The sequence below is a fragment of the Sphingopyxis sp. genome (genome assembly GCF_040216815.1).
Lineage (GTDB): Bacteria > Pseudomonadota > Alphaproteobacteria > Sphingomonadales > Sphingomonadaceae > Sphingopyxis.
Window position 1 is genome coordinate 191,585 of the sequence record NZ_JAVJOJ010000011.1, and the last position, 19,136, is coordinate 210,720.

Annotated in this window: 13 protein-coding genes and 1 tRNA gene; 8 read left to right on the forward strand and 6 right to left on the reverse strand. The window is 64.8% G+C overall.

Annotated elements, in window-relative coordinates:
- Nucleotides 1–14: 14 nt before the first annotated feature.
- Nucleotides 15–2,606, forward strand: a complete 2,592-nt coding sequence (locus RIA72_RS15880) for a molybdopterin-dependent oxidoreductase (protein WP_350033040.1) — start codon at nt 15–17, stop codon at nt 2,604–2,606.
- A complete protein-coding gene (cobA, locus tag RIA72_RS15885) occupies nt 2,596–3,378 on the forward strand; it encodes a uroporphyrinogen-III C-methyltransferase (RefSeq protein WP_350033041.1) in 783 nt (260 codons plus the stop codon). Before RIA72_RS15880 ends, cobA begins: the two co-directional genes overlap by 11 nt.
- A gap of 45 nt (nt 3,379–3,423) precedes the next feature.
- On the opposite strand, the gene RIA72_RS15890 is transcribed toward cobA, so the two are convergent.
- Nucleotides 3,424–4,119: a type 1 glutamine amidotransferase domain-containing protein gene (locus tag RIA72_RS15890; protein ID WP_350033042.1), complete on the reverse strand. Its 696-nt coding sequence runs from the start codon at nt 4,117–4,119 to the stop codon at nt 3,424–3,426.
- A gap of 110 nt (nt 4,120–4,229) precedes the next feature.
- On the opposite strand from RIA72_RS15890, the gene RIA72_RS15895 reads away from it, so the two are divergent.
- The 5 genes from RIA72_RS15895 to RIA72_RS15915 all read left to right on the forward strand — a co-directional run bounded on the left by RIA72_RS15895 (nt 4,230) and on the right by RIA72_RS15915 (nt 11,863).
- Nucleotides 4,230–6,890, forward strand: a complete 2,661-nt coding sequence (locus tag RIA72_RS15895; protein ID WP_350033043.1) for a winged helix-turn-helix domain-containing protein — start codon at nt 4,230–4,232, stop codon at nt 6,888–6,890.
- 110 nt (nt 6,891–7,000) lie between these two features.
- Nucleotides 7,001–9,079, forward strand: coding sequence for a TonB-dependent receptor (locus tag RIA72_RS15900; protein WP_350033044.1), 2,079 nt, complete (start codon nt 7,001–7,003; stop codon nt 9,077–9,079).
- A gap of 10 nt (nt 9,080–9,089) precedes the next feature.
- Nucleotides 9,090–10,142, forward strand: coding sequence for a Rieske 2Fe-2S domain-containing protein (locus tag RIA72_RS15905; protein WP_350033045.1), 1,053 nt, complete (start codon nt 9,090–9,092; stop codon nt 10,140–10,142).
- Nucleotides 10,143–10,152: 10 nt separating this feature from the next.
- A complete protein-coding gene (locus tag RIA72_RS15910) occupies nt 10,153–10,587 on the forward strand; it encodes an SRPBCC family protein (RefSeq protein WP_350033046.1) in 435 nt (144 codons plus the stop codon).
- A 7-nt stretch (nt 10,588–10,594) separates the two neighbouring features.
- A complete protein-coding gene (locus RIA72_RS15915; protein WP_350033047.1) occupies nt 10,595–11,863 on the forward strand; it encodes an NAD(P)/FAD-dependent oxidoreductase in 1,269 nt (422 codons plus the stop codon).
- Nucleotides 11,864–11,997: 134 nt separating this feature from the next.
- Here RIA72_RS15915 and RIA72_RS15920 read toward each other — a convergent pair.
- From RIA72_RS15920 to moaA, 3 genes are all read right to left on the reverse strand, one after another.
- Nucleotides 11,998–12,072: transfer RNA gene (locus RIA72_RS15920), tRNA-Asn, on the reverse strand.
- Nucleotides 12,073–12,154: 82 nt separating this feature from the next.
- Nucleotides 12,155–12,925, reverse strand: coding sequence for an NAD kinase (locus tag RIA72_RS15925; RefSeq protein WP_350033048.1), 771 nt, complete (start codon nt 12,923–12,925; stop codon nt 12,155–12,157).
- Nucleotides 12,926–12,956: 31 nt separating this feature from the next.
- Nucleotides 12,957–13,973 carry a GTP 3',8-cyclase MoaA gene (gene moaA, locus RIA72_RS15930; protein WP_350033049.1) on the reverse strand — a complete coding sequence of 339 codons (1,017 nt, stop codon included), beginning with the start codon at nt 13,971–13,973 and terminating at the stop codon, nt 12,957–12,959.
- A 59-nt stretch (nt 13,974–14,032) separates the two neighbouring features.
- On the opposite strand from moaA, the gene RIA72_RS15935 reads away from it, so the two are divergent.
- Nucleotides 14,033–15,229, forward strand: a complete 1,197-nt coding sequence (locus tag RIA72_RS15935; RefSeq protein ID WP_350033050.1) for a GGDEF domain-containing phosphodiesterase — start codon at nt 14,033–14,035, stop codon at nt 15,227–15,229.
- Between the two features lie 41 nt (nt 15,230–15,270).
- Here RIA72_RS15935 and mfd read toward each other — a convergent pair whose 3' ends face one another.
- Together mfd and RIA72_RS15945 are read right to left on the reverse strand one after the other, a co-directional pair.
- Entirely contained in the window at nt 15,271–18,855 is a 3,585-nt protein-coding gene (gene mfd / locus RIA72_RS15940) for a transcription-repair coupling factor (RefSeq protein WP_350033051.1), read from the reverse strand.
- Nucleotides 18,852–19,112, reverse strand: a complete 261-nt coding sequence (locus tag RIA72_RS15945; protein ID WP_350033052.1) for an FAD assembly factor SdhE — start codon at nt 19,110–19,112, stop codon at nt 18,852–18,854. Before RIA72_RS15945 ends, mfd begins: the two co-directional genes overlap by 4 nt.
- Nucleotides 19,113–19,136 lie beyond the last annotated feature (24 nt).

Genomic DNA, 19,136 nt, shown 5'->3' on the forward strand with positions numbered 1-19,136 from the left:
AAGGGGAGGGGCTAGTGGAAGTCCGCACCACCTGCGCCTATTGCGGCGTCGGCTGCGGCATCCGCGCGACGGTGACGGGCGAGCGCTCGGTCGAAATCGCGGGCGACCCCGACCATCCCGCCAACCGCGGCCGCCTCTGCTCGAAGGGCACGCATCTCGGTGAGACGGTCGGACTCGAAGGCCGCTTGCTCCATCCGATGATCGGCAAGAAGCGCGCAAGCTGGGACAAGGCGCTCGACCTTGTGGCGCGTAAATTCAAGGATACCATTGCGCGCCACGGCCCGAACAGTGTCGCCTTTTACGTGTCGGGGCAGTTGCTGACCGAAGATTATTATGTCGCCAACAAGCTGATGAAGGGCTTCATCGGTTCGGCGAACATCGACACCAATTCGCGCCTGTGCATGTCGAGCGCGGTTGCGGCGCATATGCGCGGCTTTGGCGAGGATCTGGTTCCGGCGAGCTATGACGATCTGGACGCCGCCGACCTGATCGTCCTTGTCGGCAGCAACACCGCCTGGTGCCACCCGATCGTCTATCAGCGCATCCGCACCCGCTGTGATGCGGGTGCCAAACTCGTCGTCATCGATCCGCGCCGCACCGAAACCGCCGACGAGGCCGATCTGCATCTGGCGATCCGCCCCGGCAGCGACGTCGCGTTGATGAACGGGCTGCTGCAGCATTGCCGTGGGGCGGGGGTGGTCGACGACGCCTTTCTCGCCGCGCATGTCGTGGTGCCGCAGGATTTCTGGGATCGGCTTGGAGAGGGGAATGACCTGTGGTCGGCCGCGCGCATTTGCGATGTGGACCCGGCCGACCTCAGGCATTTCTATGAGCTGTTCGCCGCCACGCCGCGCACCGTCACCTTGTTCAGCCAGGGGGTGAACCAGTCGACCGCGGGCACCGATCAAGGCAATGCCATTCTGAACCTGCATCTCGCGACGGGACGCATCGGCAAACCCGGCGCCGCGCCCTTTTCGATCACCGGCCAGCCCAATGCGATGGGCGGGCGCGAGGTCGGCGGGCTCGCCTCGACGCTTGCCGCGCATATGGATTTCGCGCCCGAAAACCGCGCGCGCGTCGCCCGCTTCTGGGCGGCACCTGCCGTCGCGGAAAAGGCTGGGCTGAAGGCGGTCGACCTGTTTCGCAGCATCGGCGAGGGGCGCATCAAGGCGCTGTGGGTGATGGCGACCAATCCCGCCGTATCGATGCCCGACGCGGGCCGCGTGCGCGAGGCGCTGGCGAGCTGTCCTTTCGTCGTCGTCAGCGATGTGATGGAGAAAACCGACACCGGCGCTTTTGCGCATGTCCGCCTGCCCGCCGCCGCCTGGGGCGAAAAGGATGGAACGGTCACGAACAGCGATCGCACGGTGAGCCGCCAGCGCGCGCTTTTCCCGCTCCCGGGAGAGGCGATGCCCGACTGGTGGATCGTCAAGGAAGTCGCGCGGCGCATGGGGTGGAAAAACGCCTTCACCTATGATCGCCCCGCCGACATCTGGCGCGAACATTGCCGCCTTTCGACCTATGAGAATGACGGCGCCCGTGTCTTTGCGCTCCCCGGTGCGGCGCAGGGCGGCAACGCCGCTTATGAGGCGATGGAGCCTTTTCGCTGGGGTGGCGCGCGGCTGTTCGGCGACGGGCGATTTCCCACCGAGGATGGCCGGGCGCGGCTTGTACCCGTTGTGCAAAAGCCGCTTCCCGAACCGCTCGAACAATGGCCGCTCACGCTCAACACCGGCCGCTATCGCGACCAATGGCACACGATGACGCGCACCGGACTTGCGCCCAAGCTCGCACGCCATCGCGAAGAGCCGCTCGTCGAGGTTCACCCGGACGACGCCGCGCGGTTCGGCCTGACCGATGGCGGGCTCGCGCGCGTCGCGACGCCGCAGGGCGACAGCCTCTACCGCGTTGCCTTCCACGCCGGACAGCGCGGGGGCGAACTCTTTGTACCGATCCACTGGACCGACCGCACGTCGAGCGGCGGGCGCACCGGCCTGCTCCCCCGTCCGCTCGTCGATCCGGTATCGGGCCAGCCAGGGTTCAAGCGTACCCCGGCGTCGATTGCCGCGGTTGCGCCCGAATGGCACGGCTTCCTGCTCCTTGCGCACGAACTCGCCGAAACGCCGCGCTGCCTTTGGGCAACGCGCGTCGCGGTGCCGGCGGGCGTGATGTGGGAACTTGCCGGCAATGGCGACCTCAAGGCTATCGAGGCCTTGTTGCCGAAGGGCGAACGCATTGAGGCGCAGGACGCCGCGCGCGGGACAAAACGTATCGCGATCGCCGCCAACGGCCGCCTCGTCGGGGCGCTGTTCGTCACGGTAAGCGGCGAGCTGCCGCCGCGCGACTGGCTGATCGCACAATTGTCGGCGCCCGCGGTGGCACCGACGCTGCTCGCGGGCCGCGCGCCGGGGGTGCAGGCCGATCGCGGCCCCATCGTCTGTGTCTGCTTCGACATCGGATTGAAAACCATCGTCGCCGCGATCCGCGACCGTAATCTTGTCGACGTCGCCGCCATCGGCGGCGCGATCGGCGCCGGCACGAACTGCGGCTCGTGCCGCCCGGCCCTTTCGCGTATTTTGACCGAGGAGACCAGCGATGCCGCCTGACGATTTTGCGCCCGGTACGGTCTGGCTCGTCGGCGCGGGCCCCGGCGACCCCGAACTGCTGACGATGAAGGCGGTACGATTGATCGAACGCGCCGACATTGTCTTTTACGACGCGCTCGTCGGGGCCGAGATTCTGAACCTTATTCCCGCCGCGGCGGAGCGTGTCCCGGTGGGCAAACGGTCGGGCCGCCATTCGAAGGATCAGCCGACGATCGACGCGATGCTCGTCGCCGCCGCGACCGCAGGGCGGCGCGTTGTGCGGCTCAAGGGGGGCGACCCCTCGCTGTTCGGGCGTTCAAACGAGGAACTGAAGGCTCTCGTCGCGGCGCGATGCGCGGTCCATGTCTGTCCCGGTGTCACCACGGCGAGCGCGGCGGCGGCAGCCGCACGTATATCGCTGTCGCTGCGTGGCGTCGCGCGCGAAGTGCGGTTCATCACCGCGCACAGCCGCCGCGGCGCGATGCTCGACCTCGACTGGCACGACCTTGCGCGGCCGGGCACGACGCTCGCCATCTATATGGGGCGCGACGCCGCCCCGGAAATTTCGCGGCGGCTGATCGCGCACGGCATGCCTTCCCACACACCGGTACTCATCGCTTGTAACGTCAGCTTGCCGCACCAGACCCTGCTGTCGACCCGCCTCGATCTGCTCGGCCTCGCGACCCGATCGCTCGCCGCCACCGCACCGACGCTCATTCTGGTGGGTGAGGCGGTGGAGGCGGCGGGCAGTGGGGCCGCGGCCTCCCACCGCACCCGAATCGCGCAGGGTTAGGGGCACAAAGCCGAACGGCGAGCGCGTCGGCAGAGCGGGTGCCGATCAGCCTGGCGCAGTGCCGAGGTGGCGGATCAGCGTCCGTGCAAGCCGTTCGGCGCTGGCGGGGTTCTGACCGGTAATCAGGCGGCCGTCCTCGACGACTTGCTCCTCGAACGGCGCGGCGCGGCTGTAGATTGCGCCCTGGCTGACCAGCGCAGTCTCGGCAAGCAGAGGAACGATCTTGTCATATTCGAGCATCGCTTCTTCTTCGTTGCTGAAACAGGTCAGCGGCCGACCCTTGACAAAGGGCGTTCCGTCGTCGGCCCTCGCGGTCATAAGTCCGACAACGCCGTGGCAGATGGCGGCGATGATCTTTTCCCGCCGATCCAGCGCCGTGACGAGGGCGCCGAGCGCCTTGCTGGCGGGAAAATCCCACAAGGTACCGGTGCCGCCGACCAGAAAGATGGCATCAAGCCGCGACGCATCGACATCCGAAACGTCGAGCGGAGCTTCCAACTGGGCGACGGCTTCCTTCTGGTCGAGGAACCAGTGGCCGGCGGGAAGCAGCCAGGGCTCCTCAAGGCTGGCAGGGTCGAGCGGCGCGGGTTGGCCGCCCGGCGTCGCGAACAGAATGTCGAACCCTGCGCCGGTCAGCAGTTGATAGGGCGTGGCCAGTTCTTCAAGCCAGACACCCGTTCGCGCACCCGTGTCGCCCAACTCGCCATGGCCGGTCAGAACGAATAACAAGGTCTTGGTCATGGATTATGCCCCTTTCGAAATCCCGCCTTTCTCCTGCGCGGCGCCGCGGCCCCGAACAATCCACCAAGAAGGTGGATAGAAGAGTCGCGGGATTGTGGCATGGTCGGCCGATGCTGATCCGTACCAAACTGGCTCCCCCGAACAGGTCGATCGACCTTTTATGGCGTGAGGCGCTGGTTGACCGGATCACCCGGTCGACGAAGCATCTGACAGTCGTGTCGGCACCGGCGGGTTACGGCAAGACGACCCTTCTCAGCCAATGCTATGCTCAATGGCGTGGCGAGGATGTCGCCGTCGCCTGGTACAGCGCGGACGATTCCAAATTCGAGGCCGACCAGTTTTTCGCCTATCTGATGGGGGCGTTGCACCGCGCTGGTCTGCCATTGCCCTATTCGCAAGAGGCCATCGATGCCGGCCTGCCGGGGCTGGCCGCCGAGTCCGCCGCGCGGGCGATCGTCCTTGCGCTCGATGCCAGCGAAGAGCCGGTGCGCCTGATCATCGACGATTACCATCGCATCGCGTCGCCCGGGACCAACCGCTTTCTCGAATATGTGATCGAACGGATGCCGTCGCACGCCGCGATCATCGTTGCGCAGCGCGGCCAGCCCGAATTTGCGTTGTCGGGCCTGCGGGTCAGCGGCCAGCTTCTCCAACTCGAACAGAGCGACATCCGCTTTTCGGACAATGAGGCACGCGCCTTTATCGGAGACCAGTCGAGCAAGGTCGAATGGGCCGAGCTGATCGACCGGACCGAGGGCTGGCCCGCCGCGCTGCAACTGTTGCGGCTGTGGCTCGCGGGGCGCGATCATGCGGGCAGGCTCGATCATCTGACCCGGCGCTCGACCGACCTCGCCGACTATCTGGCCGAGCAGGTCGTTTCGGGACTGGAGCCTGGCATTCAGCAATTTCTGCTCGAAACCTCGGTTGCTCAGCGAATCTGCACGGGGCTCGGCGATGCCATTACGGGCCGCGCCGACAGTGCGTCGATGCTCGACCGGATGCGCCGCCAGAATCTCCTCATTGTCCCCCTCGACGACGAGGGAATCTGGTATCGCTTTCACCCCTTGCTGCGCGAATATCTGTACGACGCGCTATCGCGCGGGAAGCCGTCCCGTCTCGACGAACTTCATCTGCGCGCTGCGACCTGGCTGGCGGCCGAAAACCTGCTGCCCGAGGCGCTCGCTCATACCGCACTCGTGTCCGATCAGGCGGCAACGCTCGCGATCATTGAGCAAGCGGGTGGATGGCGCATGGCGATCCGCGGTGGGCTGTCGCTGCTGCGCCATCTCGACGATCTTGACCCCGTGACACCGGGGAATTTCCCGCGTGTGACGTTGGGGCAGGCCTATTATGCCGCTCAGCACGGCCGACTGGTCGAGGCGCGGTCTTTGCTCGATGGACTGTTTGCCGCGAAACCGATCGCCGAGGTCGAACGAACCGACCCTGCACTCGCATGCGAGATGCTTTGCAATGATCTCGTCACGCTCATTTACGAGGATCGCAGCTTTCCACCTGAATGCCTGCCGATCCTCGAACGCCAGCTTGCCTTCGAAGGGCACGATCCGACCTTGCGTGTCCTGCTCCATCACCTGTCAAGCCTCGCCAGTTTCGATCGCGGCGACGACCTGTGGTGCCGTGTCCACGGCGAAAAGGCGTGCAAGCTCGCGCGGGTCCACCAACTGCCGCTGCTCGAAGTCTATGCCTATCAATATCTTGGCCTGTCGCAGATGCGATCGGGGCGTCGGCGCGAGGCCGAGCTTTTCTTCCGGCGCAGTCTGGAACAGGCGACGCGGCATTTCGGCGAAGGCAGCCCGCAGGTCGCGGTGGCGATCGCCTTGCTCGCCTACACGCTCTATCTGTCGGGCAATCTTTCGACTGCGACCGATCTGCTCGAATCGGCCCTGCCGGTGATCGAGGCGACCGAGGGCTGGCATGACGTGTTCGTTGCCGCCTATGCGACGCAGGCGTGGTTCGCGGTGCGAACGGGTAATCTGGTGCAGGCCGAGCAGATTATCCACCGCGGCCGTGAAACGGCGGAGCGCCGCAACCTTCCGCGGCTGCGTTATCAACTCGCGTTGATCCGCGTGCGGATGCTGCTCAGCCTGGGGCAGGTCGAACAGGCGGCGCATCTGCTGGATGCAATCGGGCCGCCGCAAGACGGCTTTTGCGACCGTGACCGCCGGCTGGCGTGCGATCATCGCATCGCCGCTCTGGCCTGTGCGTTACAGGCCGGGCAGTACGATGACGTCGACATGGCGCCGCTGGCCGCTGACGTGGCGGAGGCCGGGTCGGTAGTGCTCGACATGGAAATGAACATTCTGCGCGCCGCCGTCCTCGCAGTCGCCGGGCGGCGGGCCGAAGCGGCGCGTGTCTTTCGACTGGCGCTCGAAACGGCGGAGAGCGAGGGGCTCATCGGGATCGTTTCGCAGTTTGGCGCGCTGTTGCCCCTGGCTCTTGAGGCCTGCGAAGAGGCTCTCCACCTTTTCGAACCGGCGCAGCGAAGCGTGGTCGCACGGCTGCGCCAGAATAGTCCGCATGCACGTCGGGGGTTGGTGGCCATGCCGCCCGCGGCCAGCGACGTCATCGTCACGCCCCGCGAAATAGAGGTGTTGCGGGCGCTTGCCGACGGAATGTCGAGCAAGGAAATGGCACGTAGCCTGGGGGTTGCGGAAAGCACGATCAAGACGCACCGCATCAACATCTATCGCAAGCTCGACGTCGCCACGCGTTCGCGCGCGATTGCGGCCGCGCGCAAACTGCGCCTCATCTGACCGGCTCCACCTTTTCTCCTGATATACAGCGCAGCCGTCCCCGCCATAGGATTCGGGCTCCAGTGAACGGGCAAAAGCCCGGCCGGCATAATGCACAAGGGGATGACAGGATGACGTTTCGAAGCTCTTTGCTGGGCAGCCTGCTCGGTTCGGCCAGCCTACTTGGCGGCGGCGTTGCTACGGCGCAGGAGGCCAGCGAGATCAGTGACAGCAATGAAATTGTCGTGACTGCCCGCCAGCGTTCCGAAAATCTGCAGCAGGTTCCCGACTCGATCACGGCCTTCTCGGCGCAGGCGATCGAGGAGGCGGGTATCCGCAGCATCGACGACGTGACCGCGCTCATGCCCAACATCTCGCTCGTCGACGCGCAGGATGCGGGCACGGTCGCGATCAGCATCCGGGGCATCGGCCAGGTCCGCAATGGCGAGGCCCCGGTGGCGCTGGTCATAGACGGCGTCCAGATGACGTCGGCGGACATGATCAAGCAGGCCTTGTTCGACCTCGACCAGATCGAGGTGCTCAAGGGACCGCAGGGCGCGCTCTACGGTCGCAACGCGATCGGCGGCGCAATCAACATAACCACCCGTCGTCCGACCAACACGATCGAGGGCCGGATCGGGATCGATTATGCGAATGGCGACGATCGCCGCCTGTCCGCCGCGCTCAGCGGCGCATTGATCCCCGACCTGCTGCTGTTCCGTATCGCAGCGGATTATCGCAAATTCGACGGGGTTCTCCACAATGTCACCTTGGATCGCAAGGTCGATTTCGCCGAAGACCTGAACCTGCGCGGGCGCCTGATCCTGACGCCGACCGACCGCCTGACGATCGACCTGCGCGGCGCCTATGGCGACCTCAAGGGCGGCGCCTCCTGGTATATTCCGCTTCCCGACGGACAGGCGAACAACACCGCCCTTCCGATTGAGAATGATTTTCTCGGAAAAAGCCCGCGCAAGACCCGGGACGCCTCGCTCAAGATCGACTATGAATTCGAACCGTTCACGGTTTCGTCGGTCAGTGCCTATAATGATACCGAAATCGACTTGATCGAGGACCTGGACTGGACGCGATTATCGCTTCTCGGCGCGCGTCAGATTCGCGGTTATGAAAGCTTCAGCCAGGAGTTCCGTTTTTCCTCGCCGTCGTCGCAGCGACTTCGCTGGACCGCAGGCGCCTATCTGCTCGACGCGAAAAAGAGCGTCGACACCACCATTCTGCTGTCGCCCGATCCGACGGCGACCGGGCTGCCGCCATCTGCCTATCTGCCGCTTCCGGTGGCCGGAGCCGACGAGGATATTCTGACCAAGGCCCTCTATGCCCAGCTCAATTATAATGCGACCGACGCGCTCGAACTGACCGCGGCGCTTCGCTATGACCATGATCGCCGGACCCAGACCGACCGGCTCGCCGGCGGGGCGGTTCGCAAGACGAGCTTCGACGAATGGCAGCCGAAGCTGTCGGTCAAATACAGCCTGTCACCCGATCACATGATCTATGTCACCGCGGCTCGCGGTTTCCGCAGCGGCGGTTTCAATCCGCCGACCGGCGTGTTTCCCGAAATATATCGTCCCGAGGTTGCCGACACGCTGGAAGTCGGCACCAAGAACAGCTTCGCCGACCGCAAGCTGACCCTCAATGCCGCGACCTTTTTCATGAAATATAAGGACCAACAGCTGTTCGTGCTCAACGTCGCCGATCAGGGCATCGTCAACGTCGCAAAGACCGACATCTTCGGTTTCGAGGTCGAGGCGCAGGCGCGGCCGTCGCGCAACCTGCAGATCGGCGCCTCGCTTGGCTTCATCCATACCAAGATCAAGGATTTCGATGGCACCGCCCGGTTCCGGGGCAACAAGGTGCCGCTGACCTATCGCTGGTCCTATATGCTGTTCGGCCAGTATAAGGCCGAAGTCAGCCCCGATGCCGATCTGATCGCACGCGTCGACTATTCGGGCCGGTCGGGCAATTTCTGGCACGTCGACAACGCCGACCGGCAGGACGCGGTGCATTTGGTCAATGCGCGGCTGACCTATGACGCAAAGCGCTATTCGATCGGCCTGTATGTCACCAACCTGTTCAAGGAACGCTATACCGAGGAATTTTTTGCCAAGGAGTTTTCCGCCGCTGCCGCCGACATCCGCTACCCGGGCCAGCCGCGTCGCTACGGTGTCGCCGCCACCTTCAATTTTTGAGGACAGGATGATGACAGCGCATGTTCGCGATCTCGAAGATATGTTCAACGGCCAGCGGGCGGCGATCGAACTGCTCGACCGTCGCCGCCACGGCCGCGGTGTCACTTATGAAGGGCAGGATGGTCGCTTCTCGCAGAACTGGTACCCGATGTGCCGGTCCACCGACGTGGCGCCTGGCGGCGTTCTGGGACGCAATTTCCTCGATGGCCGGGTGGTCGTCTATCGCAGCGAAGACGGCACTCCCAATGTCGTCAGCGCCTATTGCCCGCACAATGGCGCCGACCTGTCCATCGGCAAGGTCGCGGGCGACCGGCTTGTCTGCGCCTTCCACCACTGGGAATTCGGCATGGACGGCAAATGTGCCCGGACCGCTACCGACGACCCGCTGACTGGCGCGATGCGCGTTTTCCGCTATCCGGTGCAGGAACGCTTCGGTTTGATCTGGGCGTTCAATGGCGAGGAAGCACTCTACGACCTCCCCGACCTCGGCTTCCCCGACGACGAACTCGCTTTTCACAGCGAGATTCCGCATCTCGACCTGCTCGCCGACCCATGGGTGTTCATGTGCAACACCACCGATTTCAACCATATCAACATCGTCCATGGTATCGAGGTCGAGGGCGATGCGAGCAGTGACATCGATTGGCACGACTATGGATATAGTTACGATCTGAAGGGGCGCTTTCGCGAAACCGGCGCCGCGATCGAGTATAAGGTCGGCATCCACGGCAACAACATCTTCTATCAGATGGGCAGCGTGAACGGGCGCTGGTTCGCTTTTCTTTATCCGTGCGGTATTCACCGGCCGGGAACGCTCCGCAGCTATTTCGTAATCGCGACGCAAAAGTCCGACGGCACGCCCGAAGACGACAAGCGCGTGCAGGAGACGCTCGACTTCGCGCAGGCGCTCGAAATCGCCGTGGTCGATCAGGACGTCGAAATCCTGAATAGCATCCGCTTCACGCGCGGCATGTTCACGCGCAGCGACAAGGCGCTCGGTCGCTTCGTCGATTATCTGAAAACCTTCCCGCGCGCCCATCCCGGCGCGGACTTTATCCGCTAAAGAGGGCATTATGCTGTCGGTAGAAATTGCACGCCGGATCGCGGCGCCTGCGGACAAGGCGTGGGAATATATCGGCGATTTTTCGGGCGATGTGCTCACGCGCGGCTACGTCGCACGGGTCGAGGCGGCGGGCCGCGGAGTCGGCGCGCTGCGCACCTATCATCTCGATCCGGCAATCGGTGGGGGAGCGGTCGTCGAACGGCTGATCGAACTCGATAATGTCGAGCGGGTGATGGGATATGACATGGTCGATTATGGGCCCTTGCCCTGGGCCGGTTATCGCGGGCGCATTCAGGTGGTTCCGGCTGGCTCGGATGCCTGCATGTTCCATATCCGGACCCAATTCGTCCCGGTCGACCCCGATCGAGGCGATGAGCTGCGCGGCCTGTCGCGTGGCAACATCGAAAAATATATCGCCAATCTAGAAGCCGCACTCGGCGTCTGAACCGACGATGTTTGACGACGCGGTAACGCCCCCCGCAGTGTGGGCGGCTCCCGATGAGCCTGCACGCCCCGCGCTGGAAGGGGAGGAGGCGTGCGACCTGGCCATCGTTGGCGGAGGGCTTGTCGGACTGACCGCGGCCGATGTGGCGATCCGCCACGGCCTGTCGGTCATGCTCGTGGAGGCCGATGTCGTCGGTTCGGGCGCTTCTGGCGCCAATGCTGCGGGGGTGGCGCCGGTCTGGGGGGCGCAGACGCCGGACGGCGTCGAGGCTGTGCTCGGCCAGGAGCGGGGCGCGATTCTGAACGCCGCGCTTGCGGTAGCGGGAACCACGCTGATCGAGCGGGCACGGGCGATGCCCACCGATTGCGGCGCCGATGGTGGCGGCTTTCTTGCATTGGCGGCCAAGGAAGAGACCGCTGCCTCGCTTGTCGGCCTGGCCGACCAATGGCGGCGGGCCGGGGCCGATGTCGCGCTGCTCGGTACCGCGCTTGCCGACCATGTGCAAAGCCCCCGCTATGTCGAAGGACTGCTGTTCGCTTCGGGGGGAACGCTCAATCCGCGGGCCTATGTGCGGGGTCTCGCCCGGCAATGCGAGCGGCAGGGCGTTCGTGTTTTCGAGAAGAGCCCCGTCGTCGGCATCCGGCGGCAGACGAATGGACGCTGGACGGTGGAGAGCGGCGCGGGGCGCATCGACGCCGCGACGGTAGTAATGGCTGTTCACGGCGGGGCACGCACCGGTTGGGGGCTGGATCGCGTTGGATGGCGGATCGATTGCCTATTGATCGGCTCGGCGCCGCTGACAGAGGCGCAGCGGCAAGCCCTGCCGCGCGCGTCGACCTTTGCCGACCTCGACGACGCCACGGTGTTCGGGGGGAGCTTCACGACCGACGGGCGAATCGTCGCAACCGTGCTGCCGGGGCCTGGCCAGCCGTCGCTTGCCGAAGCGGCGTCGGTTTATGCCGACAAGTTTACGCGAACCTTTCCCGGCATCGCGCTGCCGCAGTGGAACAGCCTTGATCGCGGGCATATCCTGATCACATCCGACAAACTCCCGCAACTGCTCGAACTCGGGCCGGGCCTGTTCGCGGGACAGGGATGTAACGGCTATGGGCTGTGCGCCGGCCTGTTGCTCGGTGAAGACCTCGCCCGCCTTGCGCTTCGGCGACCCGACATGCCGCCGCGTTTCGCGCTGGAATCCCCGCGTCGGTCCCGACTGGCGCGTATCGCCCCTGCACTGGTGAGACGAGCTGTACCCTTTATTCGCCGTTTTGCGTGAATGCGATGGCGGCCTCCCACCGCCTGGAGCGGGGGATGGCTCGGAAAGAAGCGTCGATATTGTGGCGATAAGCGCCGGTGCGAAAATCTCAGGGTAAGATTTTCTTTGTTTTTTAACACAGCGACGATGAAAAATGGCTCCCCGGGTAGGATTCGAACCTACGACCGATCGATTAACAGTCGATTGCTCTACCGCTGAGCTACCGAGGAACACGCCGCCGATGCGGCAAGGCGGACCCTTTGCCGCCAACCGGGACAATTATCAAGGGGGTTTTGTCGCCTTTTGTGGCTCTCAGACGATAAATTGTTCCATCGCGATGCGTTCGTCCAATCCCTGGTCGGGGTCGAACAGCAAAGTGAGCGGCCGGCTGCGGTCGGTTGTCACCAAAACGGTTTTCACATCGCGGATTTCGCGCTGGTCGGCGACGGCGCTTACCGGACGTTTGGCCGCTTCGCGGACGTTGAAGCGAATGCTTGTCGATTCGGGCACGAGCGCACCGCGCCACCGCCGGGGACGAAAAGGGCTGATCGGCGTCAGCGCCAACATCGCCGAGTCAAGCGGCAGGATCGGGCCATTCGCGCTCAGATTGTACGCCGTCGATCCGGCGGGGGTCGATACAAGCACGCCATCGCAGGCCAGTTCTTCCAGCATCGTCCGTTCGTTGATCATGACCTCGAGCTTGGCCGCCTGCCGCGTTTCGCGCAGCAGCGAAATCTCGTTGATCGCGGGCAGGATGTGGCGTTCGCCGCTGACCGTGGTGATGTCGCCCGACAGCGGGTGGATCAGATAGGGGCGCGCGGCGGCGACGCGGTCGAGCAGTCCTTCGACGCGAAATTCGTTCATCAGGAAACCGATCGTGCCGCGGTTCATCCCAAAGACGGGCAGGCTACGGCGCTGGTCGAGCAATTGATGCAGCATGTGCAGCAGGAAGCCGTCGCCGCCGAGCGCGATGAGCAGGTCGGCCTCTGCCATGTCGACGAAATCGTAGAGCGGCCGAAGCTCGGCCTCGGCCTCCATCGCCGCGGGCGCGTTTGATGCGACAAGCGCGATCTTGCGAAACATGATGTCCGGATCCCCCCTCGCGACAGGCGAGTCAGCCGCCCGTTGCACTCATATGGCGCGTGACCGCCGGCCTCGCCTGCGGTTCGATATGAAAGTCGTGCGCGCGCGGTTTGCCAGCGAGCGCGCGGTCGATCAAGCCGTCGACGTCGCCGCCGTCGCGCAGCGCGGCGCGGAGGTCGACATGATCGTCTTGCCCCAGGCACATATAGACGCGCCCTTCGACCGTCAGGCGAATTCGGTTGCACGTCGCGCAGAAATTGTCGCTGAGCGGCGTGATGAGGCCGAGCGTCACCGGGCTGTTCTCGACCGCAAAATAGCGTGCGGGACCGCCGGTACGCCTGTCGAGCGGATAAAGGGCGTGCGCGTCGCGAAGCGGTGCGATGAACTGGTGAAGCGGGATATAATGATCGCTGCGATCTTCCTCGACCTCGCCGAGCGGCATGGTTTCGATGAGCGTGAGGTCGCAGCCATGGACCGCGCACCAATCGAGCATCGGCAGCAGCTGGTCTTCGTTGAGCCCGGCGAGCGCGACCATGTTGATCTTGACCGCCAGTCCCGCCCTCCTTGCGGCCGCGATCCCGGCGAGCGCGACATCGAGGTCGCCGACGCGCGTGATGTGGCGAAAGCCTTGCCGGTCGAGCGTGTCGAGGCTGACGTTGACGCGTCTCACCCCGGCCGCGGCCAGCATCGGGGCATGTTCGGCGAGCCGCATTGCGTTGGTCGTGAGCGTCAGTTCGTCGAGGCCGTTTCCGATCAGCGTGCCGAGCCGTATCGCAAGCGTGTCGATCCCCCGCCGCACGAGCGGTTCGCCACCGGTCAGGCGGATGCGGCGAATACCGCGCGCGACAAAACGTTCGGCCAGTTCGGCCATTTCCTCGATGCTGAGCACTGCCGACTTGGGCAAAAACTGCATGTCCTCGGCCATGCAATATCGGCAGCGCAGGTCGCATCGGTCGGTCACGGACAGGCGCAAGTAATTGATCCGGCGGCCATGTCCGTCGATCAACGGCGCCGCTGGAACGGCGGATTGGGAAAATGTGACAGCCACACGCGTCTTGTGATGCAAAAGGCAAGCGTTTGGCAAGCAAAGCCTGCTAGGGGAATGCGATGAATCGCTTGTCCGAATCCCTTTCCGCCTGTGTCCTGAAAATCGAAAGCCAGCATGTGCGTCACGATCGGGACGCCGGGGTCATACTGGTCCAGGTCGATCAGATGGCGCGGATCAACAATAGTGCCGGGACGGCGACCGGCGATGCGGTGCTCGACGAAATCGGCCGGCGGCTCGAAAATTTCGCGAGTGACGAATTCGGTCACGGATCGTCGGTCGAGCGGCTCGACGGGCCACGTTTTTTGATCGTTCCCGCGACGCCGCTGGCGCTGGGCGCGCTGCGCGCGCAGGAACGCGCGCTCCACGTCGCTCTTGCCGAACCGATCGTCGGCGATCCCAACGGCCGCCTGTCGATCCGAATTGCGACGGCGCTGATCGCGCGGGGCGAATCGGTGGCCGATCAGTTGCTGCAGGCGTGCGAGCAGCTCGCCCGGCCGGCGTCGGCGCGCGATGGGGTGATGGTTCACGCGGCGCTGTCACGGAATGAGGTCGTGATCCATTACCAGCCGCAATATGACGTCGTGACGGGAGCGATGACGGGCGTGGAAGCGCTGCTGCGCTGGCAGCATCCCGAACTCGGCCTGCTCGGCGCGGGGCCGCTGGTGACCGCGGCCCGCGCGGCGCGGCTCGAATGCGAACTGACCGAACACGCTCACCGCGTCGCGCTCGCTGAAGTCGCGCGCTGGCCGCGGCAATTGGCAGGGCTGCGCGTTTCGCTCAACATCACTGCCGCGGATCTTGGCGATCCCCAATTTGCCGCGCGTTTCGCGGCGATGGTGAAGGGGGCAAAGGTCGATCCCGATCGCCTGACGCTTGAACTCACCGAACAGGCGATGCTCAGCGATCCCGCGAGCGCTGCCGAACAGCTGGTGCAGATCCGCGGACTGGGCGCGGCGATCGCGATCGACGATTTCGGCACGGGCTATTCCAGCCTGTCGCTGCTCGCGCGGTTGCCGATCGATTATCTCAAGATCGACAGCGGCTTCACCCGCACGATCGACGGCAGCGACCGCGACCGCATCGTCGTACGGGCGATCGTCGACCTGGCCCGCGCGCTTGGGCTGTTGGTGGTCGCCGAAGGGATTGAGAATGAGCGCCAGCTGGAACGCCTAGGCGAATTGGGCGTGGCGACGTGGCAGGGCTTTTTGAAATCGGGACCGGTGCCGGGCGATGCGCTTATCGATCTGATGCCATAGGCGTCGTTATAGCCCTGCTCCATCGGCCACGATGGTCTCGATCAACGCGCCTGCCGTGCCAGCTTCCCCAATCCCTTCGACAATTGCAGCGCGCCGTTGAGCCGCGCGGCGGCGCTCGCCCAGTCGCCGCTCACCGACAGCTTGTTGTCGGGCCGGATGCGCGCGCGGCCCTTCAGCCGCTCGACATAGGCGATGAGGCCGGGGACATTGGCAAATTCATCGCCGTGGAAGCTGACGAGCGCGCCCTTGGTTCCGACATCCAGCTTGGCAATACCCGCCGCCTTGGCGTTCGCCTTGATCTCCATCAATTGAATGAGGTTGGCGGTCTCGGGCGGCAGCGGGCCGAAACGGTCGATCATCTCGGCGGCAAATTCGTCGAGGCCCTTGCGATCCTGCGCCTCGTTGATCCGGCGATAGAGCGCCATGCGCAGCGGCAGGTCGGGGACATAATCTTCGGGAATCAGGATCGGCGCATCGACGGTGATGACGGGCGACAGCGCCTCGCGCGGCGGGGCGACGCCGGCGCCCTCGGCCTTGGCAACCAATATCGCTTCCTCCAGCATCGACTGGTAAAGTTCGAAGCCGACCTCGCGGATATGGCCCGATTGTTCATCGCCGACCAGATTGCCCGCGCCGCGAATGTCGAGATCGTGGCTCGCCAATTGGAAACCAGCGCCGAGGGTGTCGAGATCGCCGAGCAGCTTCAGACGCTTCTCGGCGGTATCGGTGATCCCGCCGCTTTCGGGGGTGGTCAGATAGGCATAGGCGCGCGTCTTCGACCGCCCGACGCGCCCGCGAAGCTGGTAAAGCTGCGCGAGGCCGAAACGGTCGGCGCGGTGGATGATCAGCGTATTGGCGCTCGGAATATCCAGCCCGCTTTCGACGATAGTGGTCGAAACCAGCACATCATATTTGCGGTCGTAAAAGGCGCCCATCCGCTCCTCGACCTCACCCGGCGCCATCTGGCCATGCGCGACGACATATTTGACCTCGGGAACGCGGGTCCGCAGAAATTCCTCGATGTCGGGCAGGTCCTTGATCCGCGGCGTCACGAAAAAGCTCTGTCCGCCGCGATCATGCTCGCGCAGCAAGGCCTCGCGGATGACGACCGGGTCCCACGGCGCCACATAAGTCCGCACGGCAAGACGGTCGACCGGCGGTGTCTGGATAACCGACAATTCGCGAAGTCCCGACATCGCCATTTGCAGCGTGCGCGGAATGGGGGTGGCGGTCAGCGTCAGCACATGGACGTCACTTTTCAGCTGTTTCAGCCGTTCCTTGTGGACGACCCCGAAACGCTGTTCCTCATCGACGATGACCAGACCCAGATTTTTGAACGCGACCGATTTGGCGATCACCGCATGGGTGCCGACGACAATGTCGATCTGCCCGTTCGCAAGGCCTTCGCGGGTTCTGGTCGCTTCGGCGGCGGGGACGAGGCGCGACAGACGGCCGATATTGATCGGAAAGCCTTTGAAGCGTTCGGCGAAATTGGTGAAATGCTGGCGCGCGAGCAGGGTGGTCGGCACGACCACCGCAACCTGCACCCCCGCCATGGCGGCGACAAAGGCGGCGCGCAGCGCAACCTCCGTTTTGCCGAACCCCACATCGCCGCACACCAGCCGATCCATCGGCCGCCCCGACGCCATATCTTCCAGCACGTCGCCGATGGCGCGGTCCTGATCGTCGGTTTCCTGATAGGGGAAGCGGTCGGCAAAGGCGGGATAGGCGGCATCCTGCGCCAGCACTTCGCCGGGGCGCAGCGCGCGCTGCGCCGCGGTGCTAAGCAATTCGCCCGCAATCTCGCGGATGCGCTCCTTCATCCGCGCCTTGCGCCGCTGCCACGCCTCGCCGCCCAGCTTATCGAGCGCAACCCCCTCGCTCTCGCCGCCATAGCGCGACAGCACGTCGAGATTTTCGACCGGAACGTACAGCTTGTCGCCGCCCGCATAGGAGAGCGCGACGCAGTCGTGCGGGCTGCTCCCCACCGGAATCGAGGTCAGTCCCTCGTAACGCCCGATACCATGGTCAAGATGGACGACCAGATCGCCGACACTCAGCGTCGCCAGTTCGGCCAGGAAAGCATCGGCGCTCTTGCGCCTTTTGTTCCGCCGCACCAGCCGCTCGCCAAGAATATCCTGCTCGGTGAGCAAACTCACCGCATCCGAGGCAAATCCATGATCAAGCGGCAGGACGATCAGCGCGACGTTACCTGTCCCCCTCCCGCTTGCGGGAGGGGCTAGGGGAGGGCTTGTTTCGGCGTTTGGTCCGTTGGCAGACAGGCCCTCCCCCGACCCCTCCCGCAAGCGGGAGGGGAGACTGGAACCCAACGCCTCCTGCCAAGTCTCCGCCAGCGCCAGCCCCGAAACCCCATGTTCCTTCAGCAGCCCCGCCAGCCGCTCGCGCGCGCCGGTCGAATAGCTGGCGATGATCGTCCGCCGCCCCTTTCGCCGCTCGTCCGACAGATGATCGGCAACCTTGTCATAGACATTCAGGTCGGCGGTGCGTTCGGGGGTGAAATCGCGCGCAGCGAAAGTTGCAAGGTCAAGCACGCCCGGCGCTTCGGGCGTATCAAAGGGCGTGACCATATGCACGGGCCGCGCCGCCGCCGCGCCCTGCCATTCGTCCACCGTCAGATAGAGCGCATCGGGCGCCAGCGGGCGATAGCTGCCCGCCTGTTCGCGCTCGGCGGCGACGCGGTTGGCGTGATAATCGGCGATAGCGTCGAAACGCGTCTCGGCGGTCGCATCGGTGCGATGGCCGCGCAGCACGGGGGTTTCGGGCGCAATATGGTCGAACAAGGTCGCCAGCCGTTCCTCGAACAGCGGCAGCCAATGGTCCATCCCCGCCTGTCGCCGCCCTTCGCTCACCGCTTGATAGAGCGGATCGCCGGTCGCCTGCGCCCCGAAAATCTCGCGATAGCTCGACCGGAAACGCTTGATCGTCGCCTCGTCGAGCAAGGTTTCGGCGGCGGGCAGCAGTTGCAGCGCCTTGGCGGGGCCCAGGCTGCGCTGGTCGGCGGGGTCGAACCGGCGGATGCTTTCAATCTCGTCGCCAAAAAAATCGATGCGCAGCCCCGCTTCCTCGCCCGCGGGATAAAGATCGACAAGGCTGCCGCGCACCGCAAATTCGCCCTGATCGGCGACGGTATCGACCCGGCTGAAACCATTGGCGACGAGCAGTTCGGCAAGCGAATCGCGATCGATCCGCTGCCCCGGCGCCAGCGTCGTCGCCAGCTGGCGAATGCGAAAGGGGGTCAGCGTCCGCTGGGTGATCGCCGCCACGGTGGTCAGGATCAGCTCGCCGCGCTTCGGCGGCGCCTGAAGCGCCGACAGCGTCGCCAGCCGGTCGGCACTGACCCGCATCGACGGCCCCGCCCGGTCATAGGGCAGGCAGTCCCACGCGGGAAAACGGTGAACGGTCAAATCGGGCGCAAAAAAGGGCGCGGCATCGGCAATCGCCTGCATCGCCGCGTCGTCGGTCGCGACATAGAGCAGCCGCTGCGCGCTCGCCCGCGCCAGGTCGGCGAGCAGCAGCGGCAGAAATCCGTCGGCGGCGCGCGCCAGCGTCAGCGGCGCGGTCGCCTGCCCGATCGCGGCGAAAATGTCGGCGGCACTGCGGGTCATGGCAGCGGTATATAGTCCAGCCGGCGCATCGCGGCGATCATGTCGGGCCGGTCGAGATGTGCGGGCGGCGCGCCGGTGCCGAGCGCCCATGCCATGATATCGACGTCATCTTCCTCGCAAACCGCCTCGAACCATGCGATTTCGGTTTCACTCCATTCGGGCGAATAGCGGTCGAAAAAGCCGCCGATCATATAGTCGGCCTCGCGCGTGCCGCGATGCCAGGCGCGAAATTTCAGGCGTTTCAGGCGGTCTTGCATGTCGGGCTTTCAGGACTGTCGATC